The sequence below is a fragment of the Streptomyces avidinii genome, assembly GCF_014650695.1.
GTDB classification, from domain to species: domain Bacteria; phylum Actinomycetota; class Actinomycetes; order Streptomycetales; family Streptomycetaceae; genus Streptomyces; species Streptomyces avidinii.
The window spans coordinates 13,602-36,928 of the sequence record NZ_BMVL01000019.1; the positions used below are offsets into that span (position 1 = coordinate 13,602).

General features: G+C 72.5%; 23 protein-coding genes and 1 tRNA gene. 13 read left to right on the forward strand and 11 right to left on the reverse strand.

Features of this window, described 5'->3' with window-relative positions:
• Positions 1-45: 45 nt before the first annotated feature.
• Both IE257_RS33780 and IE257_RS33785 read left to right on the forward strand, forming a co-directional pair.
• Positions 46-1,029 carry an aldo/keto reductase gene (locus IE257_RS33780; protein ID WP_189973662.1) on the forward strand — a complete coding sequence of 328 codons (984 nt, stop codon included), beginning with the start codon at positions 46-48 and terminating at the stop codon, positions 1,027-1,029.
• Positions 1,026-3,308, forward strand: coding sequence for an ATP-dependent DNA helicase (locus IE257_RS33785; RefSeq protein ID WP_189973663.1), 2,283 nt, complete (start codon positions 1,026-1,028; stop codon positions 3,306-3,308). Before IE257_RS33780 ends, IE257_RS33785 begins: the two co-directional genes overlap by 4 nt.
• A gap of 95 nt (positions 3,309-3,403) precedes the next feature.
• Here IE257_RS33785 and IE257_RS33790 read toward each other — a convergent pair whose 3' ends face one another.
• A complete protein-coding gene (locus IE257_RS33790; RefSeq protein WP_189973664.1) occupies positions 3,404-4,060 on the reverse strand; it encodes a hypothetical protein in 657 nt (218 codons plus the stop codon).
• Positions 4,061-4,107: 47 nt separating this feature from the next.
• Here IE257_RS33790 and IE257_RS33795 point away from each other — a divergent pair, with 47 nt between their 5' ends.
• Positions 4,108-4,296: a DUF5703 family protein gene (locus IE257_RS33795; protein WP_030388705.1), complete on the forward strand. Its 189-nt coding sequence runs from the start codon at positions 4,108-4,110 to the stop codon at positions 4,294-4,296.
• Between the two features lie 39 nt (positions 4,297-4,335).
• Here IE257_RS33795 and IE257_RS39245 read toward each other — a convergent pair whose 3' ends face one another.
• The 3 genes from IE257_RS39245 to IE257_RS33810 all read right to left on the reverse strand — a co-directional run bounded on the left by IE257_RS39245 (position 4,336) and on the right by IE257_RS33810 (position 6,944).
• Positions 4,336-5,094 (reverse strand): chaplin, encoded by a 759-nt coding sequence (locus IE257_RS39245; protein ID WP_229920821.1) that lies wholly within the window; start codon positions 5,092-5,094, stop codon positions 4,336-4,338.
• Positions 5,095-5,255: 161 nt separating this feature from the next.
• The gene (gene chpH, locus IE257_RS33805) at positions 5,256-5,489 is read right to left on the reverse strand and encodes a chaplin ChpH (protein ID WP_033223906.1); all 234 of its coding nucleotides are present in this window, start codon (positions 5,487-5,489) and stop codon (positions 5,256-5,258) included.
• Positions 5,490-5,618: 129 nt separating this feature from the next.
• Positions 5,619-6,944 carry a M20/M25/M40 family metallo-hydrolase gene (locus tag IE257_RS33810; RefSeq protein WP_189973665.1) on the reverse strand — a complete coding sequence of 442 codons (1,326 nt, stop codon included), beginning with the start codon at positions 6,942-6,944 and terminating at the stop codon, positions 5,619-5,621.
• A gap of 167 nt (positions 6,945-7,111) precedes the next feature.
• Between IE257_RS33810 and IE257_RS33815 the strand changes: the two genes are divergently transcribed.
• Positions 7,112-7,199 (forward strand) — tRNA-Leu (locus tag IE257_RS33815).
• Between the two features lie 112 nt (positions 7,200-7,311).
• Here IE257_RS33815 and sigJ read toward each other — a convergent pair.
• A complete protein-coding gene (gene sigJ / locus IE257_RS33820; protein ID WP_229920822.1) occupies positions 7,312-8,256 on the reverse strand; it encodes an RNA polymerase sigma factor SigJ in 945 nt (314 codons plus the stop codon).
• A gap of 101 nt (positions 8,257-8,357) precedes the next feature.
• Between sigJ and IE257_RS33825 the strand changes: the two genes are divergently transcribed.
• A complete protein-coding gene (locus IE257_RS33825; RefSeq protein WP_189973666.1) occupies positions 8,358-8,741 on the forward strand; it encodes a hypothetical protein in 384 nt (127 codons plus the stop codon).
• Positions 8,742-8,756: 15 nt separating this feature from the next.
• Here IE257_RS33825 and IE257_RS33830 read toward each other — a convergent pair whose 3' ends face one another.
• The 5 genes from IE257_RS33830 to IE257_RS33850 all read right to left on the reverse strand — a co-directional run bounded on the left by IE257_RS33830 (position 8,757) and on the right by IE257_RS33850 (position 15,658).
• Positions 8,757-10,172: a hypothetical protein gene (locus IE257_RS33830; RefSeq protein ID WP_229920823.1), complete on the reverse strand. Its 1,416-nt coding sequence runs from the start codon at positions 10,170-10,172 to the stop codon at positions 8,757-8,759.
• Positions 10,173-10,257: 85 nt separating this feature from the next.
• Positions 10,258-11,202, reverse strand: coding sequence for an aminoglycoside phosphotransferase family protein (locus tag IE257_RS33835; RefSeq protein WP_189973667.1), 945 nt, complete (start codon positions 11,200-11,202; stop codon positions 10,258-10,260).
• Positions 11,203-11,342: 140 nt separating this feature from the next.
• Complete coding sequence (locus IE257_RS33840; RefSeq protein ID WP_189973762.1) at positions 11,343-12,782, reverse strand: amino acid permease; 1,440 nt, start codon at positions 12,780-12,782, stop codon at positions 11,343-11,345.
• Between the two features lie 221 nt (positions 12,783-13,003).
• Positions 13,004-14,575, reverse strand: coding sequence for an APC family permease (locus IE257_RS33845; protein WP_189973668.1), 1,572 nt, complete (start codon positions 14,573-14,575; stop codon positions 13,004-13,006).
• A gap of 135 nt (positions 14,576-14,710) precedes the next feature.
• Positions 14,711-15,658, reverse strand: a complete 948-nt coding sequence (locus IE257_RS33850) for a hypothetical protein (RefSeq protein WP_189973669.1) — start codon at positions 15,656-15,658, stop codon at positions 14,711-14,713.
• Positions 15,659-15,924: 266 nt separating this feature from the next.
• Between IE257_RS33850 and IE257_RS33855 the strand changes: the two genes are divergently transcribed.
• Positions 15,925-16,350, forward strand: a complete 426-nt coding sequence (locus IE257_RS33855; RefSeq protein WP_189973670.1) for an ASCH domain-containing protein — start codon at positions 15,925-15,927, stop codon at positions 16,348-16,350.
• A gap of 37 nt (positions 16,351-16,387) precedes the next feature.
• On the opposite strand, the gene IE257_RS33860 is transcribed toward IE257_RS33855, so the two are convergent.
• The gene (locus IE257_RS33860; RefSeq protein WP_189973671.1) at positions 16,388-18,043 is read right to left on the reverse strand and encodes an FAD-binding dehydrogenase; all 1,656 of its coding nucleotides are present in this window, start codon (positions 18,041-18,043) and stop codon (positions 16,388-16,390) included.
• A gap of 76 nt (positions 18,044-18,119) precedes the next feature.
• On the opposite strand from IE257_RS33860, the gene IE257_RS33865 reads away from it, so the two are divergent.
• The 7 genes from IE257_RS33865 (at position 18,120) to IE257_RS33895 (ending at position 23,213) form a co-directional block, all read left to right on the forward strand.
• Positions 18,120-18,650: an NUDIX hydrolase gene (locus tag IE257_RS33865; protein WP_245385618.1), complete on the forward strand. Its 531-nt coding sequence runs from the start codon at positions 18,120-18,122 to the stop codon at positions 18,648-18,650.
• A gap of 9 nt (positions 18,651-18,659) precedes the next feature.
• Positions 18,660-19,058, forward strand: coding sequence for a YidH family protein (locus IE257_RS33870; RefSeq protein ID WP_189973673.1), 399 nt, complete (start codon positions 18,660-18,662; stop codon positions 19,056-19,058).
• Positions 19,055-19,372, forward strand: coding sequence for a DUF202 domain-containing protein (locus IE257_RS33875; RefSeq protein WP_189973674.1), 318 nt, complete (start codon positions 19,055-19,057; stop codon positions 19,370-19,372). The genes IE257_RS33870 and IE257_RS33875 overlap by 4 nt, the downstream gene beginning before the upstream one ends.
• Before the next feature lie 87 nt (positions 19,373-19,459).
• The gene (locus IE257_RS33880; protein WP_189973675.1) at positions 19,460-19,756 is read left to right on the forward strand and encodes a hypothetical protein; all 297 of its coding nucleotides are present in this window, start codon (positions 19,460-19,462) and stop codon (positions 19,754-19,756) included.
• A 119-nt stretch (positions 19,757-19,875) separates the two neighbouring features.
• Positions 19,876-20,787: an MBL fold metallo-hydrolase gene (locus IE257_RS33885; protein ID WP_189973676.1), complete on the forward strand. Its 912-nt coding sequence runs from the start codon at positions 19,876-19,878 to the stop codon at positions 20,785-20,787.
• Between the two features lie 132 nt (positions 20,788-20,919).
• Positions 20,920-21,969: a phosphotransferase family protein gene (locus tag IE257_RS33890; RefSeq protein WP_189973677.1), complete on the forward strand. Its 1,050-nt coding sequence runs from the start codon at positions 20,920-20,922 to the stop codon at positions 21,967-21,969.
• A gap of 11 nt (positions 21,970-21,980) precedes the next feature.
• Complete coding sequence (locus IE257_RS33895; protein WP_189973678.1) at positions 21,981-23,213, forward strand: acyl-CoA dehydrogenase family protein; 1,233 nt, start codon at positions 21,981-21,983, stop codon at positions 23,211-23,213.
• Positions 23,214-23,327 lie beyond the last annotated feature (114 nt).

Consider the following 23,327-nt stretch of genomic DNA (forward strand, 5'->3'; position numbering starts at 1 on the left):
CGCGCCAGGGTCCTCCGCGTCAGCGCCCCAGTAGTCTCAGCGCTCATGGAGCAGAGGCATCTCGGCCGCACCGGACTGCGCGTCTCCCGGATCGGCCTCGGCACCCTCACCTGGGGCCACGACACCGGCGAGGAAGCCGCCGCCGAGCAGGTGAAGACCTTCTGGGAGGCGGGCGGCACCCTCGTCGACACCGCCGACGTGTACGCCGGCGGGGAGGCGGAGTACCTCCTCGGACGGCTCGTCGGCGGACTCGTGCCGCGCCGGGACCTGGTGATCGCGACCAAGGCGGGCAGCGTGCCGGACCCCGACCGGCGGTTCGACGGCTCGCGCGGGCACCTGCTCGCGGCCCTGGACGCCTCGCTGGACCGGCTGGGCACCGACTACGTCGACCTGTGGCAGGTGCACGCCTTCGACCCGGCGACCCCGCTGGAGGAGACCCTGCAGGCGCTCGACCTGGCGGTGAGCAGCGGCCGGGCCCGGTACGCGGGGCTGGCGGGCTTCTGCGGCTGGCAGCTCGCGAAGGCGGCGACCTGGCAGCTCGCGGCCCCCGGGGTGCGCACCCGCATCGCCTCGACGCAGATGGAGTACTCGCTGCTCCAACGCGGGGTGGAACGTGAGGTGCTGCCGGCGGCACTGGACCTCGGGATCGGCCTGCTGCCCTCTTCGCCGCTGGGGCGCGGGGTGCTGACGGGCAAGTACCGGGACGGCACCCCGGCCGACTCCCGCGGTGCCTCGGAAGCGCTGGCCGCGCTCGTGGATCCGTACCTCGACGAGGCCGCCGGTCGGATCGTGGACGCGGTGGTGACTGCGGCCCAGGGGCTGGCCGTGACCCCGGTCCAGGTGGCCCTGGCGTGGATCCGGGACCGGCCGGGGGTGGTGGCGCCGATCGTCGGCGCGCGGACGTCCGCACAGCTCGCGGCGGCGCTGTCGGTGGAGGCCCTTAGTCTTCCGGAGGAGATCTGCCGGGCGCTGGACGATGTTTCGGCTCCGGTGCACCGCTACCCCGATCAGAACTGGAGCACGCTGTGAGTACGGACCCTCAGGCCGATACCGCTGCCGCGGAGGACCCGGCCGCCCCGGAGGCCGAGCCGTCCGCAGCGGCCGAAGGCGCGCACGAGCCCGACCCCGAGCCCGAGACGGGCCGAGCGGGCGCGGATCCCGCTGACGAAGGCGGGGACGGGGAGCCGGGGGCGGAGCCTCCGGTTTCGGGAAGGGGCGGGGAGGGGGAGAGCCCCGGAGGGACCGAGGCCGGGGCCGGGGCCGGGGCCGGGGCCGAGGTCGCGGACGCTGACGCCGCGGAACGTGCCGAGCCGGCCGCCGAGGCCACGGCGGCGCCCGCAGTCTCCGAGGCCCAGGCCGAGTTGGCCGCGCAGCGCGTCGAACGGGAGCGGATCGCCCGGCGCAAGGCCGAGCGGGAGGCGCCCGTCGAGGCCGGGGCGAAGCTCAGCGGGACGGCCGCCGACCTGCTGGCCGCCGTACGGGCCGTGGAGAGCGGTGCGAAGCCCTCCGCCGTGTACTTCGACGAGGCTCCGGCCGCGCCCCGCAGGGCGGCCGCACCCACACCCGCGCCCGCCGCGCCCCCGGCACCGCGCCCCGCCACCCCGGCAGCAGCGGCCGCGCCCTCCGCCGACGCCGTCGAGGGCGTACGGGCCGTGCTGGCCCGCGGTGGCGCCCCCGAGTCCCTGGCCGGGCCCGCCGCGGCGGCCCTGGGTGAGGACGCCGCCGGACAGCTCGCCGAGAACCCCTGGCGGCTGCTGTCGGTCCCGGCCGTGCGGCCGACCCAGGCCGACGGCTTCGCGCGGGCCCTGCTGGGCCCGGAGGCCGGTCCCGGGGACGAGCGCCGCACCACCGTCCTGGTGGGCTGGCTGCTGGACCGGGCCGGGCTGAAGGGGCACACCGCGCTGGAGGCTCCGGTGCTGGAGAAGGCGCTGGCCCAGTACGGCGTACCGGATCCCGCCGCAGCACTGGAACAGGCCGTCGCCGAGGGCTCGGTGCTCGTCTTCCACGAGCCCCTGGGGCCTCCGGTCGCCGAGGGCACGGAGGACGCGGAGCAGCCGGTACGGGTGCTGGTGGGCCTGGAGGGCGCCGCCATGGCCGAGGAGAGCCTGGCCGACGGCCTGGCCCGGCTGGCCGCCGGCACCTTCGACGACGGGGCGCACTGGGAGCAGTCCGCCGGGGCCGCTCCGAGCCCCTCGGCCGCCGAGCTGATCCGCGCGGTCGCGGACCACGGCCTGGTCACCCACACCGGCGGCGAGGCCGCCCGCGCCGAGCCGTTCGCCCTGGCAGCGGCGGCCCGGGAGCTGGGCCTGCGCGTCTGCCTGGCCGCGCACGCACCGGGCGCCCCGGACGCGGTGACCGTGGCGGAGCTGCTGTCCGGGGCCGAGGGTCCCGGGCGGGACGCGGACGGGCAGTTCGCGCTGGACCTGCTGGTGGTGCTGGACGCGCCGCAGCTGGACGTGGAGACCGCGGCCGCGCTGGTGGAGTCCGTACCGGACGGGGCCCGGCTGGTGCTCTCCGGGGATCCCGGCGTCCTCGGATCCGCCGGGGCCGGGCGGGTGTTCGCCGATGTGCTGGCGGCCCGCACCTGCCCGCAGCTGGTCTCCCGCACCCCCGACCCGGGCCCGATCGGCGAGCTCGTCTCCGGGGTCGGGATCGGGGAGCTGAACCAGGTCGAGGCGCCCGGCAAGGAGGTCGTCATCGTTCCGGTGCAGGACGCCGGAGAGGCGGTGCACCGGACCGTGCAGCTGGTGGCCGAGTCGGTGCCCCGGGCCTTCGGGATCCCGGCGGACGGCGTGCAGGTGATCACCCCGGGCCACGGTGGCGCTGCGGGAACCCGCGCGCTGAACGCCGCCCTGAAGGAGCGGCTGAACCCCGGCCCGGGCCGGTTCGGCGGCTTCGACCCCGGTGACCGGGTCGTCCACGTGCCGTCCGCAGGGCGGGCCCTGCCGGCCCGGGTGGTGTCGGCCGACGCCGAGGGCCTGCACCTGGACCGCGCGGGCGCGCGGATCGTCGTACCGAAGGAGCTGGTCGAGTCCCAGGTGCGGCACGGCTGGGCCGTGACGGCGCACCAGGCCGTGGGGGCCCGCTGGCCGGCGGTGGTCGTCGTACTGCCGGGTGACGCGGCCCAGGCGCTGTCGCGGGACTGGGTCTACACGGCGTTCGGGCGGGGCGAGCGGCACCTGTCCGTGGTGCACGGCGTCGACCAGGCCCTGCCGCGCGCGGTGGCCGAGGTACCGGCGAAGCCGCGTACGACCCGGCTGACGGGCCTGCTGACGGCCCTGGCGACGGCGGGCGCGCAACCGGAGTGAGCCGGCCGTGGCCCCCGCCCTGCAGGGCGGGGGCCACGGGATCGGGCCGAGGTCGGGCCGGGGGCGGCCCTGATCAGGCCGGGGTCAGGCCGGGGTCAGGCCGGGGTCAGGCCGGGGGCCGCGGCCTCCTCCTCGTCCTCGTCGAAGTCGTCGGGCTCCTCGTCGAAGACGGAGCTGACGTCGAACCGGTGCAGCACGTCCTGCGGATCGATGTGCCCGAAGGGCGAGCCCAGCCACTCGCCCGGTTCCGCCACCTCCTCCGAGGCGGCGATCCAGAGGGTGGAGTCGCCCTCCTCCAGCCCGAAGTCCTTGTAGCGGGACGCGATCTCGTCGGGCTCGTACTCCCCGAAGAGCACGCCCAGCGCCTCGGCGCTGCCGCCGTCGTTGACGAATTCGGCGTCCCGGTCGTGCGCGGCGACGCGCTCGGCCTGGGCGACCAGCCGGGCCGGTTCGACGACGGCGTAGTCACGGCGGATGAGCACGCTGAAGGCGGCGGGCTCGGCCGGGCCGGTGTACGGCACGCCGTCCTCGGGCGTGGGGATCTCGAAAGGGGTGACCTCGTCGTAGCGGTCGTAGAGGAGTTCGTCGTACACCTCGGCCGCGGCGGCGAGTTCGTTGAACGCGGCGTAGACGTCGGGGTCCTCGTCCCCGATCCTGCGCTCGACCGCGGCGAGGTGACGGTCGAGCGCGGCCTTGACCGCCTCGGCGGCGGCGCGTACCTCGGCAACAGTGGGAAGAGCGGCATCAGACATAGAGCAGACGCTATCCGTAGCAGGCCTCTGCCCGCACAATAGATGCGATGCCGGAATACGAATTTGTCGACGTGTACGTGCCCCGCGGTGTCCCTCGCAGCGAGGCGACCCGCCTGTTGACCGACCATGCCGAGTACGGGAACTGGGAACTCGACCGCCTGAGCCTGTACCGGGACGGCAGTCGCCGTGTGCGACTTCGCCGCCGGATCATCCGCCAGGTCCGCGCGACCTGGTGACGCGGGCCCCGGGGGCGGGGCCCGCGCCGTGAAGATCCGTCAGGCGGCCTTGCGGGCACGCCGGTAGAGCACGGTGCCGGCGAGCAGCAGGCCGCCCGCGAGCGGGAGCCCGGCGGTGAGGACGTCACCGGACCCGGTGGCGGCGAGCCCGCCCGCCTGACCGGGGTTGTTGCTCCCGGTGCCCGGCCCGGGGTGCGTGACCGGAGTGACGGAACCGGTACCGGGGGTGGTGGGCGTGCCGGGGTTACCCGGGTTCCCGGGGTTGCCCGGGTTCCCGGGGTTGCCAGGGTTACCGGGGTTGCCCGGGTTCCCGGGGTTGCCAGGGTTACCGGGGTTGCCCGGGTTGCCAGGGTTACCGGGGTTGCCCGGGTTACCGGGGTTCCCAGGGTTGCCCGGGTTACCGGGGTTACCGGGGTTACCGGGGTTACCGGGGTTGCCCGGGTGGTCGTCGCACGGTTCGTCGCCGCCTCCGGGGTGACCCGGGTGGCCGGGGTGGCCGGGGTGACCCGGGTGGTTCGGCTTCGGCGGCTTCGGCTTGGTGTGGCCCGATCCGTTGGCGCAGCTGTTCCCGAAGGCCGGGTTGAGGCCGCCCACCACCGTGACCGTGTTCCCGCAGGCGTTCACCGGTGCGTCCACGGGTGCCTGCAGGTTGTTCCCGGACAGCAGGCCCGGAGAGTTCGCGGCGTGCCCCGCGGCGCCGGAGTCCGCGTGTGCGTAGCCCCCGCCCAGGGCGAGAACACCCCCCGCAGCAGCCATGGTGATCAGGGTCTTCCTGGTGACCTGTGCCGGTCGTCGCATCTGTACTCGTCCCCTGGTGTGTACGTTTCGGCCATCGTTCGATGGCCCGGCCGTCCGGGCTCCCCCGCCTGGTACGCCGAGAAGTGAGAGAAATCCGGGCCTGAAAGCCCGGTGGCCCCGGAGCGCTGGGATGCGCTCCGGGGCCCAAGACTTCAAACGCGTCAGGCGTTGACGCAGGTGTTGCCGAAGGCCGGGTTCAGCAGGCCGATGACGGAGACCGTGTTGCCGCAGACGTTCACGGGAACGTGGACGGGCACCTGCAGCACGTTGCCGGACAGGACACCGGGCGAACCGATGGCCGCACCCTGCGCACCCGCATCGGCGTGGGCAAGGCCCGCACCCGCGAGAACCAGGCCACCGGTGGCAGCCGCAGCGGCGACAACCTTCTTGATCATTGTTCCTCCTAGTAGGCAATGCGGTCCCAGCCGCGGACCGCAACACCTGTAACGAGGAGGGATCACCGGGGCTACGAGCGTATGAGTGCATTCACTCTTCTCAGTGGAATGCGCACACCTTCCCGATTCTCAGGCGTTGTCGATGAACCGGTCGAGCACGCGCACGCCGAACTTCAGTCCGTCGACCGGCACCCGCTCGTCCACGCCGTGGAACATCCCGGCGAAGTCCAGCTCCGGCGGAAGCTGCAGCGGCGCGAAGCCGAAGCAGCGGATCCCGAGGTCGTCGAAGGACTTGGCGTCCGTACCGCCCGAGAGCATGTACGGGACCGCGCGCGCGATCGGGTCCTCGGCCTTCAGGGCACCCTGCATGGCGTCCACCAGCCGGCCGTCGAAGTCCGTCTCCAGCGCCTTGTCCCCGTGCACGTCCTCCCGCTTCACGCGCGGGCCGAGGATGCGGTCCAGGTCGGCGAAGAACTCGTCCTCGTAGCCCGGCAGGAAGCGGCCGTCGACGTGCGCCGTGGCCTGGCCGGGGATGACGTTGACCTTGTAGCCGGCACCGAGCATGGTCGGAGCGGCCGAGTTCCGCAGCGTCGCCCCGACCATTTTGGCGATGCCGCCGAGCTTGGCGAGCGTGGCGTCCATGTTGTCCGGGTCCAGGGGGGTCCCGAGCGCGTCCGAGAGCTCGTCCAGGAAGTGCCGCACGGTCTTGGTCACGCGCACCGGCCACTGGTGGCGGCCGAGCCGCCCCACGGCCTCGCACAGTTCCGTGATGGCGTTGTCGTTGTTGGTCATGGAGCCGTGGCCCGCGGTGCCCTCCACCGTGAGCCGCATCCAGTGCATGCCCTTCTGGGCGGTCTCCACGAGGTAGAGCCGCAGGTTCTCGTTCACCGTGAAGGAGAAGCCCCCGACCTCGCCGATCGCCTCGGTGACGCCCTCGAACAGGCCCGGGTGCTTGTCGACGAGGTGCCGGGCCCCGTAGGTGCCGCCCGCCTCCTCGTCTGCGAGGAAGGCCAGCACGATGTCCCGCGGGGGCTTGCGGCCGCTGCGCATCCGGTCGCGGACGACGGCCAGCGTCATCGCGTCCATGTCCTTCATGTCGACGGCGCCGCGGCCCCAGACGCAGCCGTCGGCGATCTCACCCGCGAAGGGGTCGTACGTCCAGTCGGCGGCGTTGGCCGGAACCACGTCGGTGTGCCCGTGGATCAGCAGCGCCGGCCGCGAGGGGTCCTCCCCCTCGATGCGCGCCACGGTCGAGGCGCGTCCCTTGTGCGATTCGAAGATCTGCGGCTCCAGCCCGACCTCGGCGAGCTTCTCGGCGACCCATTCCGCCGCCTTGCGCTCCCCGGGGCCCGAGTGGTCTCCGTAGTTGCTGGTGTCGATCCGGATGAGGTCCCGGCAGAGGTCGACTACCTCGTCCTCGCCGGAAACGGTCCTGCCCGCGCTCGACTCGCTCACGCTGCTTCCTCCCACTGATCAGTACCGAACGTCCCCATCCTCCCGCTCATGACCGCTCTCCCCAAGGGCGATCCCCGGCCGTCGGGGGGTGTGATCGAGGACCCCGGAATGTTTGGTAATGTTTTCCACGTCGGAACGGCCCGCGAGGGACGCGAGACAGACACCTTGTCCGGGTGGCGGAATGGCAGACGCGCTAGCTTGAGGTGCTAGTGCCCTTTATCGGGCGTGGGGGTTCAAGTCCCCCCTCGGACACCATGGTCCAAGGACCTAAAAAGAGCCGGTCGGAACGACTTCACGTCGTTCCGACCGGCTCTTTCGTCGTGTGGTGCGGGTGGGCACGGGTGGGGGCGCGGGGCCGGGCGCAGGATCAGCGCGGTCCGGTCTGCGCCCACGGCCGGAGCTTCTCCGGGTTGCGGACCGCCCAGATACGGGTGACGCGCCCGTCGGTGAGCTCGAACGCCGCCACCGTCACGGTGGCCCCGGTGTGCTGGGCGACCAGGCCGGGCCGACCGTTGACCGAGCGCTCCAGGAGCGTCAGTCCAGGGGCCCTGTCGGCGATGGTGATCAGGTACTCGGCGATGCGCTCGGCGCCCTCGACCGGGCGCAGGGCGGCGCCGACGAGTCCGCCGCCGTCGGCGATCATCGCGGCGTCGGGGGCGAGCAGGCCGACGAGGGCCTTGATGTCCCTGGCCTCCCACGCCTCCTTGAACTCTCTTACGAGACCGGCTTGTCCGGCGGTCGGAGCCGTCGGGACCCGTGCGGCGCGCACGCGCCGGCGGGCCGAGGTCGCCAGCTGCCGGCAGGCCGCCGGGGTCCGGCCGATGATGCCGGCGATCTCGGCGAAGGGGTAGCGGAAGACGTCGTGCAGGACGAACGCGACGCGCTCGGCCGGTGTCATCGACTCCAGGACGACGAGGAAGGCCATGTTCACCGACTCGTCCAGGGTGACCCGGTCGGCGGGGTCGGCGGGGTCGGCCGGCCCGCCGGTCCACTCGGCGCGGTCGGGCAGCGGCTCGGGGACCCATTCGCCGACGTAGCGCTCGCGCCGGGCCCGCGCCGAGCCGAGCAGGTCCAGGCAGATGCGGCCGGCCACCGTCGTCAGCCAGGCACCGGGCGACTCGATGGCCTCCTGCCGGTGAGTCGGCATCGCGTACCAGCGCGCGTAGGTCTCCTGTACGGCGTCCTCGGCCTCGGCCAGCGAGCCCAGCAGCCGGTAGGTGAGGTTGGTGAGGCGTCCGCGCTCGCCGACGATCACGCCCGGGTCCGCCCCGGGCCGGCCACCCCCCGGGGTGGACGACGTACTCGTGCTCACGACCGCTCCCCCCGGCCCGCCTCACATTCGGCGGGGCCACGTCGTCGAACTACCGAGACCTTATCGATCTACGCCTTGAGGCAGAAGAGGGGGCCGCAATCATGGCCACACTGACGACGGAGAAGCCGCGCACCGCCACGTTCGTGCAGATCGCGGTCGGTGCGCAGACCTTGGCCCTCTTCTTCCAGGCGGTCACGGCCGGGCTGCTGCTGTCCTCGTCCCACGGCGAGCTCCTGCACGGCATCGGAGCGCGCGTGATGTACGGGGCGTCGATGCTGTACGTGCTCGCCGCGGTCCTGGCCTGGCGCCCGGGCGGCGGATCGCCCCGGCCGATCCTGTACGCGTCGGGCTTCCTCGTCCTGGCCTCGGTGCAGGTGCTCCTGGGCATCGCCCGCGTCGCGTCGGTCCACGTCCCGCTCGGCGTCCTGATGTTCGCCCTGAGCCTGCTGGCCCTGAGCCGCGCCCCGTCCGCCCGCCTGTCCTGACGGGCACGACAGAGGTCACGGTCCTCGCCGGCCGGGAGGCTGGGTCGGCGGGGCGGCGTCCGCCCGTTCGATGGTCGGCTGGTTGCGCGGCTCCGGGACTCGGGGCGGGCGGCCGTCCAGGAGGGCCGTACCGAGCTCGCTCGCGAGCAGTCGGTGCGTGCCGTGCCAGGTCGGGGCCTGCACCGAGTGGCTGCGGCGCAGGGCGGCCCTGTCGAAGGCCTGAAGGGCGGCGTACAGCAGGAAGCCGAAGACAAGGACGACGGCTATGAGGGCGTACACCGGGGCGTAGGCGAGGTCGAACATGGAGCGCCGCTCGTCGACCTCGGCGGCGTTGATGCCGAAGAAGGCGAAGAGCAGGCCCAGAGTCGCCGTCACGGTCGTGACGAAGGTGACGGCGACGACGGTCCGCACCCGGCGCCGGTCCGCCGCCCTGAGCTCGGCGGACTCGACCGACGTCAGCTCGGCGGCGGTGGCGTTGCCGAGGCGCTGGAGTGTCTGGCTGACTGCGGCTGCGCGGTCGGTGAGGCCCATGGCCTCGTACAGTGCCGCGTGGTAGGAGGTCGGCCTCAGGGACGGAATCAGGGTTGCCAGGTCCGCGGGGACCTCGACGCTGTATCCGAGCTCCAGCTCCAGGTGGCCCTGCGCCATCGTGATGCGTTCGAGGAGGGTGCGCCGTTCGTGCGGTCGGGTGTTTCCGTCCGTACGGGCCCGGAATCGGCGTGCGTACGATTCGGCCAGCACCCGGATCTCCCGCAGTCGGGCGGCCGAGGCGACGGCTTGGACGGCTGAGAGGAACGCGGCGTTCTCCACGTAGTCCTGATGGCCGGTCAACAGGCTCACGTAGGGACCGAGGACGCCGGATGTGGTCGGGCGGCGGTTGAGTTCGTCCGGTGTGCACAGCGCGTCGAGCCCGGGACGCGTGGGCAGGTCGGCCCGATAGATGATCCGCTGCGCGTCATCCGGGGAGGGCACGTCGGCAGCGGTGGGCGAGGCGCGGAAGACGAGCTGGTGCCGCTCGGGCAGCAACCCGGAGGGCGCGGTACCGATTCTGGAGGCGGCCAGTTCCTCCACCCCCGCACCACCGAAGGTGATGTCGGCGTAGTAGAGGTCCTCCAGCAGCGGGATGCACTGGAGCAGCGGTGCGGCGAGGTCGAGTGTCAGCGCCAGGAGGATCTGCCCGGACGGCGCCGTGAACTGCCAGAGGGTTGCCACGGTCGGTGGCGGCTCTCCGGCGGCGCTCCACCGGCGGGCTGTGAAGAGGGACGTGTCCAGGCCCTCGCGGTGCAGGATGCGCGGGAGCTCGTCGGCGTGCCGGTCGTAGGCGCTCGCAAGCCGTCCCAGGTTCAGCTGGGCGGACGGGCTCAGGGAGGCAGCCTCGTCGTCGCCGCCGTTCGCGGTGTCGGGGGCGTAGGTCCATGAAGTGGCGTACACCGTGGTCAGGCGGGTACCGAGACGTGAGATGTAGGGATCGAATGGTGCGGCGGCCCCTCCGGGCAGAGCGGATGCGGCGCGGTCGTCAGAGGGCGTGCCACCGGGCGGCATGGTCCCCCTTCCGCAGCGAGTCCATGCGGATGGCGAACTCGTGGGCCGCTGCCGGCGAGTGCGGGACGTTCTGCATCAGCCAGGTCGTCATGCCGAGCTCGCGCACGGTGCGCAGGATGCGGTAGCCGTGCTGCCGGGTGACGTCCGCCCCGTACACGGCACAGAATTCCTTGTACTCGGCAGGCGCGAGACCGAAGCGGTCTGCTGCGGTGGCCGTGGGCAGCAGGTCCCAGGTGCGCGGGCCGAGCGCTACGGCCTCGTAGTCGATGAGGAGCACGCGGTCGCCGTGGCGCAGGAGGTTGCCCCGGTGGGCGTCTCCGTGCACGAGTCCGACGGCAGGGTCTGCGGTGACGAGGTTCGTGAACGCCCCTTCGCTGGCCTCGCAGGCTGCCACCAGGAACGCCAGGTCCTTCTCGGGGACCGCCGCGTCAGTGCGGTCGGCGCTCTGCGCGCCGGCCTCTCGCAAACGGTCCAGCATGAGGGGGAAGGGGTTGAGCACCGGCACCGGAAAATTGGGGGCGGGCAGTGCGTGCAGGTCACGCAGGAGCACGGCCAGGTCGGTGAGGAGCGGCTCCCGCGGAGAGCGGGGCACATACTGCCAGAAGGTGACCAGCCGCCCCATGGCGGACACGGGCTGGCGAAACTCGTCACGGGGCGGCAGGCCCGGGAAGCCCTGGGCAACGAGCCATCGCGCCGTGGCGAGCTCCTTCTCCACCTTGGCGGTGAGGCCGTCGGACCGCGCGACGCGGTACACGAGGCCCTGGGCCGGACTCGCGAAGAGGGCGTTCTCGCCGAGTCTCAGCAGCTCAAGATCGTGGGGTTGTGGTGCACCTGCGAGGCGCACGGCCTCCAGCACCGCGCGAGCGGCGGAGGATTCGGTGAACGGGTCCTGACCTGAGGGAAGTTGAGATCGACTCATAGCCGGATCAGCTTCACCAGACTGCGAAGGGGTGTCAAGGGGCGCACGGAGCGTCACCGACCCGGCTGTGCGCGGATGGGACAAGCGAAGGGGCTCCCGAGCCGGGAGTCGGCGCGGGAGCCCCTTGCGGGAAGAGTCGGTCAGTCGCGGGATGCGGCGAGTTCGGCGACGCGGCCGCGGACCAGGAACCAGCCGCCGACGAGGGCGGCGGCGATGGCCGGGAGGAACATGACCGTGGTGCGGCCGACTCCGCCGTCGCTCCACATCAGGATCAGGACCGTGAGGAGGAAGCCGAGGGTCACGATCTGGGTGTACGGGGCCCAGGGCAGGCGGTAGGCGGGGCGTTCGACCAGGCCGTTCTGCGCGCGGCGCCAGAAGAACAGCGAGCAGATCATGACCATCGCCCAGGTACCGAGGATGCCGATGGAGGCGAGGTTGAGGACGATCTCGAAGGCTTCGCCGGGCATCCAGTAGTTCAGGCCGACGCCCGCGACGCCGAAGGCGGCGGTGAACAGGACGCCGCCGTAGGGGACCTTGCCCTTGTTCATGACGCCGGTGAACTTGGGGGCGGAGCCCGCCAGGGACATCGAGCGCAGGATGCGGCCGGTGGAGTAGAGGCCGGAGTTCAGGCTGGAGAGGGCGGCCGTCAGGACGACGAGGTTCATGACGCCCGCGGCGCCGGGGACGCCGAGCTTGTCGAAGACGGTGACGAAGGGGCTCTGGTCCGAGCTGTACGCCGTGTAGGGCAGGAGGAGGGCCAGCAGGACGACCGAGCCGACGTAGAAGAGGCCCACGCGCCACATGATCGAGTTGATGGCCTTCGGCATGATCTTCTCGGGGTTCTCGGTCTCACCGGCGGCGACGCCGCAGAGCTCGACGGAGGCGTACGCGAAGACCACGCCCTGGATCACCAGGAGCATCGGGAGGACGCCGGAGGGGAAGAGGCCGCCGTTGTCGGTGATGTTCGCGAGGCCCGGGGTGTTGCCGCCGATGTCGTGACTGGTGGCGACGAGCCAGACGCCGACGATCAGGAAGACGACGAGGGCCGCGACCTTGACGAGGGAGAACCAGAACTCCATCTCGCCGAAGTACTTCACCGAGATCAGGTTGGCGGTGAGCACGATGGCGAGGGCGATGAAGGCGAGGACCCACTGGGGGACGTCGGTGAACATCGACCAGAAGTGGGCGTAGGTCGCGGCGGCCGTGATGTCGGCGACGGTCGTCGTGGACCAGTTCAGGAAGTACAGCCAGCCGGCCGTGTAGGCGCCCTTCTCCCCCATGAACTCGCGCGCGTACGAGACGAAGGCTCCGGAGGACGGGCGGTACAGGACGAGCTCGCCGAGGGCCCGCACGACGAAGAAGGCGAAGACTCCGCACACCGCGTAGGCGATCGCGAGCGAGGGGCCCGCGCCGGCCAGGCGGCCGCCGGCGCCGAGGAACAGGCCGGTGCCTATCGCGCCGCCGATCGCGATCATGTTGATGTGGCGGGACTTGAGGTCCTTGCTGTACCCCTCGTCACCGGCGTCGACATGGCGGGTCGGCGCCGGGGCGGGGGCCTCGGTCAAGGTGCGGTCACTCAGGTCGCTCATGTAGGACTTCGCCTTCGATGGTGGGACAAGGCAGTGCCCGGACCGCGGCGCAGGGGAGCCGGGTGGTGTCCCCTGTGCTGCGATCCGGGTGTTTTGGTCGCAACAGGAGACCATGAGGCTCCGCTCCCCTCCAAAAGCACCCCCTGCACGCCGAAGCCCCCGACGACCATGGAAACGGGTGTCGGGGGCTTCATAGGGGCTGGAAAGCTAGGTCAGTCGCCGGGGGTTCCCTCCGCGGCCTGGTCGAGGCGGAAGGCTTCGTTGCCCAGGCCGATCCGGGCGTGCACCTCGGGGCGGCTGCGGCGCAGCACGGCTCCGTAGACCAGCCCGATCACGACGGCGGCGCCGATGATGCCGGGCAGCACCCAGCTGAGCGCGGAGCCCTTCTCGGCGCCGACCAGGACGCCGAAGTCCTTGACCGTGTAGACGGCGATGGCGAGGAGGGCGAGGCCGGCGGTGCCGGCCGCGACGAGCCGCCAGACCTGGGCGCCGGCAGTGCCGCGGCGGACGAAGAAGGCGATGACGGCGAAGGAGGCGGCGGCCATGAGGAGGGTCACGCCGAGGGCGCCGACGCTGCCCATCCAGGTGAACAGGTGCAGGACGGGGGTGGTGGGGTCGGGCAGCTGCACCTTGAGGGAGGGGTCGGCGGGCGCCTTGTCCTCGGTGAGGGCGAAGGCGATCACGACGAGGGCGGCGATGCCGGTCTGGAGCAGGGAGCCGGTGGCAGGGGCGCCGGTGCCGGGGTTGGTACGGCCGAAGGTGGCCGGGAGCAGGCCCTCCCGGCCCATGGCGAAGGCGTAGCGGGCGACCACGTTGTGGAAGCTGAGCATGGCCGCGAACATGCCGGTCACGAAGAGGACGTGCAGGACGTCGGTGAAGGCGGTGCCCAGGCGGGCCTCGGTGAGCTGGAAGAGCAGGGTGGGGCCGGCCTCGCCCGCGGCCTTGACCACCCCGGAGGGGCCGGTGGCGACGGTGAGGGCCCAGGCGCTCACGGCGAAGAAGAGGGCGACGAAGCCGACGGCGAGGAACATCACGCGCGAGACGACGATGTGCGGCTTGCTGGTCTCCTCGGCGTAGACCGGGGACTGCTCGAAGCCGACGAAGGCGGCGATGCAGAAGCACAGGGCGGTGCCGAAGCCGGCTCCACCGAGGGTCTCGGGGTTGAAGGCGTGGAGCGAGAGGCCTTCGGCGGCCGGCTTGCCGATGGCGGCGATGTCGAAGACGACGACGAGGAGGCACTCGACGAGGAGGAGGACCCCGAGGACCTTGGCGTTGAGGTCGATCTTGAGCCAGCCGAGCGCCCCGGTGGCGGCGACGGCGAGCAGGGCCGGGATCCACCAGGCGAGCTCGATGTCCAGGTAGGTGGCGAAGAGGCCGGATATCTCGAAGCCGAGGATGCCGAAGACGCCGACCTGCATGGCGCTGTACGCGACGAGGGCGACGAGGGAGGCGGCCGCGCCGGCGGTGGGGCCGAGGCCGCGGGCGATGTACGCGTAGAAGGCGCCGGCGTTGTGGACGTGGCGGCTCATCTCGGCGTAGCCGACGCTGAAGAGCGCGAGGACGGCGCCGAGGATGACGAAGAGCAGCGGCTGGCCGACGATGCCCATGACCCCGAAGGTCGTGGGCATGACACCCGCCACCACCATCAGGGGCGCGCTGGCGGCGAGTACCGACAGGAGCAGGCCGGCGGTGCCGAGGCGGCCGGCGCGCAGGGCCCGGTCCTGGCCCTTGTACGTACTGATCTCGGCAGGGTCTTGGAGCGTGGAGGATCTGCCCGTCGGCATGGCGGCGTCCTTTCGGGGGCGCGGTTCTCTCGGGGGCGGAGCGGACTTGCGGGGGCTTGCGGGGGTGCGGGGCTTGCGGGAGGTACGGGGCGCTTGAGGTGGTTTACGGGGCCTTCGGTGCGGGGCGGCGCCCGGTCAGGCGGTGCCGAGGGCGACGCCGCGGGCGGCGAGGAAGGCTTTCTGCGGGTCCCGGTCCGGATAGGACCAGGGGGCGCGGGTGGCATGGCTGCCGATGCGGTGGAAGAGGGCCGCGGCCTCGGCGGGGCGGCCCTCGCAGAGTTTGGCGTGGGCGAGGAAGTTGAGGTCGACCCGGTTGCGGGGGTGGTCGTCGCGCTCCCACTCCAGCCACCAGTCGAAGGCGGAGCGCAGCACCTGGCGGGCGCGGCGGCCGGCCCAGTGGGCGGCGGCCGCCTCGGGCGAGTGGCCGTGGGTGGCGGCCAGCACCCGGTACCGCTCGGCGTGCGCGACGACGGGGAGGACGGCGAGCGGGGAGTCGGCCGGGGACTCCTCGGCGGCCCAGGACGCGAAGTCGTAGACCTCGTGCAGCGGGTCCTGACCGGAGACCAGGACGCGTTCGGCCAGTTTCGCGACCATCAGGTGATGGGCGTGGTGGTGCTCGCGATGGCGGGCCCGGACCTGGTCGAAGTGCCGGCTGAACTCCTCCTCGCTGCCGAAGGCGCGGGAGAGGAGGAGCAGACCGAGCCACGGGGTGGGGTCCGCCGGGTGCAGGGCGGCGGCCCGGCGGCAGGCCTCCTCGGCCGCGGCCGGGGTGCCCTTGTGGCGCAGGGCGCCGAAAACGGCGGCGCAGGCGAGGAGGGTCGCGGCGTCGGCGCTCTCCGGTTCGGCCAGCAGCCACTCGCGGGCCCAGGCGGTGGCCGCAGGGGTCTGGGCGAGGACGACGACGCGGTGGCCGCGGCGGTCCCAGTCGTCACCGGTGCCGACGAGGAGGGCGCGGGCCCGGGCCCACCGGCCCTGGGTGAACTGGGATCGGACGTCGACGAGTTCGGCGTCGCACAGGGCCGGGTCGAAGAGCTGGGCGTCCCGCTTGCGGGCGCGGCCGAGGGGCGGCGGAGGCGGGGACATCCGCGGGTTTCCCTCCAGGGCGCGGGCGGACGTGGGTCAGCGGTGGCCGGTTTACTCGCGCAGGCGCACGCGAGGGGCTCGGCCGGGCGGTTCGGGGGATCGCGACGGTGAGCGCGCCGGTGATCACGCACAGCAAAGCGGTACGCCCAGCTCCGCGTCAAGGTCCAGTCCACTGCGTGGCGGGTTTCAACTGCTGCGAGGGGGGTGCGAGTTGGGTGAACGGTCCACTTCCGGGAGGTGTCCGCAGCGTCTCGTACGGTGGCCGCATGACTGCATATGATGATCTTCCCCCCTATCTGCTGGGGTTCCCCGGGCCGTTGCGCGATCAGCTGGTCGCGGCCGTGCTGAGCGGGGCGAAGACCAGTACCACCGGCCTGCTCGCGGAGTACGAGGCCGAGCAGGAGCCCCTGCCGGAGCCCGGCGCCCGGTCGCTGCTGGTCGACTCCGCGGAGCGCGGGGTGGCGGTGGTGGAGGTGACCGCCGTGGAGGTGCTGCGACTGGGGGACATCGGGCTCCAGCACGCCCTCGACGAGGGCGAGGGGTACGCGTCGGTGGCCGAATGGCGTACGGCACACGAGGAGTTCTGGCACAGCGACCCGGTGCGCGGGGCGATCGGCGACCCGGGGTTCACGGTCGACGACGACACCCTCGTCATCGCGGAGCGGTTCCGGGTCACCGAACGGCTGGTCTGACGCCGGCCCGCCGGCGTCCGGCGGGCCCTGGGGCCGGTCAGCCGACGGCGCGGGCGGCGGCGCGGCCCGCCGCCCGGCCCGAGAAGATGCACCCGCCGAGGAAGGTGCCCTCCAGGGCCCGGTAGCCGTGCACCCCGCCGCCGCCGAATCCGGCCGCCTCGCCCGCCGCGTAGACGCCCGGCAGCGGTTCGCCGGAGCCTGTCAGGACGCGCGAGGAGAGGTCGGTCTCCAGGCCGCCCAGGGACTTGCGGGTCAGGATCGAGAGCCGTACCGCAATGAGCGGCCCGGCCTTGGGGTCCAGGATCCGGTGCGGGGCGGCCGTGCGGATCAGCTTGTCACCGAGGTACCTGCGGGCCCCGTGGATGGCCGTGACCTGGAGGTCCTTGGTGAAGGGGTTGGCGATCTCCCGGTCGCGGGCCACGATCTCGCCCCGGACCGTGGCCTCGTCCAGGAGGCCCTCCCCGGTGACCGCGTTCATCCCGCGGACCAGGGCCGACAGGTCGCGCTCGACGACGAAGTCGGCCCCCTTGTCCATGAAGGCCCGGACCGGGGCCGGTACGGCCTGACGTGCCCGGGTGAAGACGTCCCGCACGGACTTGCCGGTGAGGTCCGGGTTCTGCTCGGAGCCGGAGAGCGCGAACTCCTTGCCGATGATGCGCTCATTGAGCACGAACCAGGTGTGGTCGTGTCCGGTCTTCATGATGTGGTCGAGGGTGCCGAGGGTGTCGAAGCCCGGGAAGAGCGGCACGGGCAGCCGCCGGCCGGTCGCGTCCAGCCACAGCGGGGAGGGGCCGGGCAGGATGCGGATGCCGTGCCGGGCCCAGATCGGGTCCCAGTTCTGGATGCCCTCGGTGTAGTGCCACATCCGGTCCTTGTTGATGTGGCTGGCGCCCGCCCGCTCCGCGATGCCGAGCATCAGGCCGTCCACGTGTGCCGGGACCCCCGACAGCATCCGCTGCGGCGGGGTGCCGAGCCGGTCGGGCCACTGGGCGCGGACGAGGTCGTGGTTGCCGCCGATGCCGCCGCTGGTGACGATCACGGCCTGGGCCCGCAGGGAGAAGGTCCCGGTGGCCTCGCGGCTGCTGGCGGTGCCCCGTACGGCATCGGATGGCTGCAGGATCTCGCCCGTCACGGTGTCCACCGCGCCGGCCGTGGCGGAGAGCCCGGTGACGCGGTGGCGGAACGCGAACCGGACCAGGCCGCGGGCCACGCCGGCCCGGACCCGCCGTTCGAAGGGCTCCACCAGGCCGGGGCCGGTGCCCCAGGTGATGTGGAAGCGGGGGACGGAGTTCCCGTGGCCGTTGGCGTCGTAGCCCCCGCGCTCGGCCCAGCCGACCACCGGGAAGAAGCGGACGCCCTGCGCGTGCAGCCAGGAGCGCTTCTCGCCGGCCGCGAAGTCGACGTAGGCCTCGGCCCAGCGGCGCGGCCAGGCGTCCTCCTCGCGGTCGAATCCGGCGGTGCCCAGCCAGTCCTGGAGGGCCAGGTCGTGATGGTCCTTGATCCGCATCCGGCGCTGCTCGGGCGAGTCCACGAAGAACAGCCCGCCGAAGGACCAGTGGGCCTGGCCGCCGATCGACTGCTCCGGCTCCTGGTCGAGCAGGATGACCTTGCGGCCCGCGTCGACGAGCTCGGCGGTGGCCACGAGCCCCGCGAGCCCGGCTCCGATCACGATCACGTCAGCGTCGTACGTCATGCGGCTACCCGTCCTCCGTCGATGGTGGGGCAGATCCTTGGCTACGGAGCGGTAACCAGTCAACAGCGGTGGTTGGATGACCTGTGTGAGTGCCGCTGATGAAGTACTGGACGTGGTGGACCGGGACGACCGGGTCGTCGGGCAGGCCCCGCGGGGCGAGGTGTACGCGCAAGGGCTGATCCACCGCTGCGTCTTCGTGCGGGCCGTGGACGCGCAGGGGCGGGTCTTCGTGCACCGGCGGACCGCCTCGAAGCTGGTCTTCCCCTCGTACTACGACATGTTCGTGGGCGGGGTGGTGGGCGCCGGCGAGAGCTACCCGCAGGCCGCGCTGCGCGAGGCCGAGGAGGAGCTGGGCGTACGGGGGCTGGCGCAGCCGACGCCGCTGTTCAAGTTCCTGTACGAGGGCCCGGGCGGGGCCTGGTGGTCGTACGTGCACGAGGTGCGGTGCGAGCTGCCGGTGGACCCGCAGGCCTCGGAGGTCGACTGGCACACGTACCTCACGCCGGTGGAGCTGGACCGGCGGGTGACGGACGGGGAGTGGGCCTGGGTGCCGGACGGGCTGGAGGCGTACCGGCGGCTGCGCGCGCGCCCGGAGTTCCGCCAGTAGATTTGTCGGGTGATCGACTTCGTCAAGGACGTGCGCCTCTGGTTCGCACCCTCGCGGCTGAGGGACGAGGGCGAGACCCCCGACTACCGCTTCTCGCTGGCCAACGAACGGACCTTCCTCGCCTGGATCCGTACCTCGCTGGCCCTGGTGGGCGGCGGGTTCGCCGTGGACCAGTTCCTGCCGGACCTGCGCTGGGGGGTGCGGGTCGGGATGGCCCTCGCGCTGCTCGCGGTGGGTGCGGCCTGTGCGCTGCGGGCGGTGAACCACTGGGTGCGGTGCGAGCGGGCGATGCGGCGGGGTGAGGACCTGCCGCTGTCGCGGTTCCCGGTGCTGCTGAGCCTGGGCGTGGGACTGGTGGCGGTGGCGATGGTGGTGGTCGTCCTGCTCGGCTGGACGACCGGGCAGTGAGCGCCCCGGGCCCGGACCGCGATGCCGGACTGCAGCCCGAGCGGACCCGGCTCGCGTGGCGGCGTACGACGCTGGCCTGCTCGGTCGTGGCGGTGCTGGCGCTGCGGCAGGCGCTGCGCGGGTCCGGTTCGCCCGTGGAGCTGGCCGGGGCGGCGGTCATCGCGCTGATCTGGCTGGCGTTCCTGTGGGTGGCCCACCGGCGGATCCGGGAACTGGCGGCGGGCCGGCCGCGGCCGCTCGCGCTTCGGGCGGCGCTGGCGGCGGTGGCGTGCACGACGGCACTGGCGGTGTTCGCGATGACGGTGATCCTCTGAGCCCCGCCTCCGGTGTGATGATCGCGCTTCGCCGCGCCACCACGACACAACGGGCGATACCCGGCAATCCGCACTAACCTCGGCGCCATGACGACGCTGCACCACGAACACCCCACGCACCAGCACACGCACGGCGCGGACTGCGGCCACCAGGCGGTCTCGCACGGCGACCACGTCGACTACGCCCATGACGGCCACCTGCACCGGGAGCACTCGGGCCACTGGGACGAGTGCGAGCCCAGCGGGCACACGACGCACGACGGCCACGCGCACGCGCACGGTGCGGACTGCGGGCACGAGTCGGTCCGGCACGGCGATCACGTGGACTACCTGCACGACGGACACCGGCACGCGGAGCACGACGGACACTACGACGACCACTGACGGGCGCTGACGTGCATTGACGTGTGCTGACGTGTGCTGACGACCACCCGCCCTCCCCCGGCGCCGCGACGGCTGGCAGGATGCCGACCGTTCGTCAAAGCGACCCGGGGAGAGCGCAGATGTCCGACGAAGAGCCGTACCTCGTCCAGCCCGCGCCGGGGGTGTACGCCTACGTCCAGCCGGACGGCGGCTGGTGCCTCAACAACGCGGGGTTCGTGACCGACGGGGGCCGGACCCTGCTCGTCGACACCGCCGCCACCGAGCGGCGGGCCCTGGCGCTGCGCGAGGCGGTCGTGGCGGCCGGGGTGCCGCTCCCCCGCACCGTGGTCAACACCCACCACCACGGCGACCACACGTACGGCAACGGCGTCTTCGCCCCCGAGGCGCTGATCCTCGGCCACGACAACGCGCGGTCCGAGCAGCTCGCCGCCGGGCACCAGTTGGAGCTGATCTGGCCCGCCACGGACTTCGGCGCGGTCGACATCGTTCCGCCCGACCTCACCTACAGCGACCGGGCGACCCTGTACGTCGGCGCGACGGAGGTGCGGGTCGTCCACCCGGGCGTCGCGCACACCACCGGGGACTCGGTCGTGTGGCTGCCCGGGCAGCGGGTGGTGTTCACCGGCGACCTGGTCTTCGCCGGCGGCACCCCGTTCCTGGCGATGGGCTCCCTGGCCGGATCGCTGCGGGCGCTGGAGCTGCTGCGCTCGCTGGACGCGGAGACCGTCGTACCGGGGCACGGGCCGCTGACCGACCCCTCGGCCTACGACTCCACCGAGCGCTATCTGCGCTACGTGGCCGAAATCGCCCGGGAGGGCCGGTCCAAGGGGCTGTCCCCGCTGGAGGTGGCCCAGCAGGCCGATCTCGGCGAGTTCGGGGCCTGGCGGGAGAGCGAGCGGCTGGTCGCGAACGTGCACCGGGCGTACGCGGAACTGGCCGGGAAGCCCGAGGGGGCGCCCCTGGACATCCTTGCCGTCCTGACGGACATGACGGTGATGAACGGCGGAACACCGATCCTCTGCCACGCCTGAGACGGCGGGGCGGAACCGTTTCCTTCCGCCCGCACTCTGGACGACATACCGACTGGTCGGCATGATGGCTGGCGACGGTGCTCCGACGCACCGTCGCTCTTCCCCTCCTCGACTCGCACGGAGGTGCGCACCATGACCTCAGCCCCGGCCGACCCGCGCGGCCTGGACCTGGAGCGACTGCGCGGTCATCTCGACCGGGCCCGGCCGGGACTCGTGTCCGGGGCGTTGCGCGGCCGGCTCATCGAGGGCGGCCGGTCGAATCTCACGTACGAGATCACGGACGGGACCGCCCGCTGGGTGGTCCGCCGGCCGCCGCTGGGCCACGTACTGGCCACCGCGCACGACATGCGGCGCGAGCACCGGGTGATCGAGGCGCTGCACGGCACGGCCGTGCCGGTGCCGGAGCCGCTGCTCCTGTGCGAGGACGAGGCCGTGCTCGGGGCGCCGTTCTACGTCATGGAGTACGTGGACGGAGTGCCCTACCGGACGGCCGAGCAGCTCGCCGCGCTCGGCCCGGAGCGGACCCGGCGGGCGGTGCTGGGCCTGGTCGACACCCTGGTCGAGTTGCACGCGGTGGACCCGCAGGCGGTGGGCCTGGGCGACTTCGGCCGGCCGGAGGGCTTCCTCGACCGGCAGTTGCGGCGCTGGGGCAAGCAGCTCGCGGCCTCCCGGGGCCGGGAGCTCGCCGGGATCGACGAGCTGCACGGCGCGCTCGGCCGCAGCCTCCCCGACTCCCCCGCCCCCACCGTGGTGCACGGGGACTTCCGGCTCGACAACGTGCTGATCGGTGGCCCGGACGACGTGATCCGGGCCGTGCTGGACTGGGAGATGTCCACGCTCGGGGATCCGCTGACCGACCTCGGGCTGCTCGTGATGTACAGCTCGGACCTGGGCGTGACCGGATCGCCGGTCAGTACGACGAGCGGGGCGCCGGGCCATCCGACGCCCGCCGAGCTCGTCGAGCGCTACGCCGCCCGCTCGGGGCGGGACACCGGAGCCATCGCCTGGTACACGGCCTTCGCCTGGTTCAAGCTCGCCGTGATCCTCGAGGGCATCCACTACCGCTACACGCTGGGGCAGACCGTCGGAGCGGGCTTCGACCGGATCGGCGAGCTGGTCCCGGTCTTCATCGAGCACGGACTGACCACTCTCCAGAACCGCCAGGACCTCCAGGAAGGCTGAGGCACGCACCCATGGATTTCGCATTCGACGCCCGGACCGAGGAACTCCGCGAGCGGCTGCTCGCGTTCATGGAGGAGTACGTCTACCCGGCGGAGCCCGTCGCCGCCGAGCAGCGCGCACGGCTGGCCTCGCCCTGGGACACCCCGGCCGTCTTCGGTGAACTGAAGGCCGAGGCGCGCCGTCAGGGCCTGTGGAACCTCTTCCTTCCCAGTGCCGAGCACGGCGCGGGGCTGACCAACCTCCAGTACGCGCCGCTCGCCGAGATCACCGGGCGCAGCCCGCACCTGGCGCCCACGGCCACCAACTGCGCGGCTCCGGACACCGGGAACATGGAGCTGCTCGCCCAGTTCGGGAACGAGGAGCAGAAGAAGCAGTGGCTGGAGCCCCTGCTGGCCGGGGAGATCCGGTCGGCCTTCGCGATGACCGAGCCCGAGGTGGCCTCCTCGGACGCCACGAACATCGAGACGCGGATCGAGCGCTCGGCGGAGGGTGACGAGTACGTGGTCACCGGCCGGAAGTGGTTCATCTCGGGGGCGATGAACCCGGACTGCCGGATCTTCATCGTGATGGGCAAGACCGACCCGGAGGGCGCCGATCCGCGCCGCCAGCAGTCGATGATCCTGGTGCCGCGCGACACCCCGGGGGTCGAGGTGCGCCGGGCCATGACGGTGTACGGGTACGAGGACCACGACCACGGCGGCCACGCCGAGGTGGTCTTCCACGGGGCCCGGGTCCCGGTGGCGAACCTGATCGGCGAGGAGGGCACCGGCTTCGCCATCGCCCAGGCCCGGCTCGGCCCGGGCCGCATCCACCACTGCATGCGGCTGATCGGGATGGCGGAGCGGGCGATCGAGCTGATGTGCCGGCGCGCGGTGGAACGTACCGCCTTCGGCAAGCCGCTGGCCGCCCAGGGCGTCGTGCAGAACTGGATCGCCGACGCCCGGGTCACGGTGGAGCAGCTGCGGCTACTGGTTCTGAAGACGGCCTGGTTGATGGACACGGTCGGGAACCGGGGCGCGCACACCGAGATCCAGGCCATCAAGATCGCGACCCCGCGGGCGGTGGTGCAGATCCTCGACGACGCGGTGCAGCTGCACGGCGCGGGCGGGGTGAGCCAGGACTTCCCACTGGCCGAGTTGTGGGCGGCGGCGCGGACCCTGCGGCTGGCCGACGGGCCGGACGAGGTGCACCAGCGGTCTTTGGCAAGGCGGGAGTTGAAGCGCTACCCGGCGGGTCGGCCGTGAACGTGAGGGAATCGTGCAGGAGTTCGTGCGAACTCATGAACGAGGTGAAGGCGATGCGGGGGACCCTTTAAGAAACCTTGTTGAATAACCCCGCACCCCCAAGGCGTTCTTGAT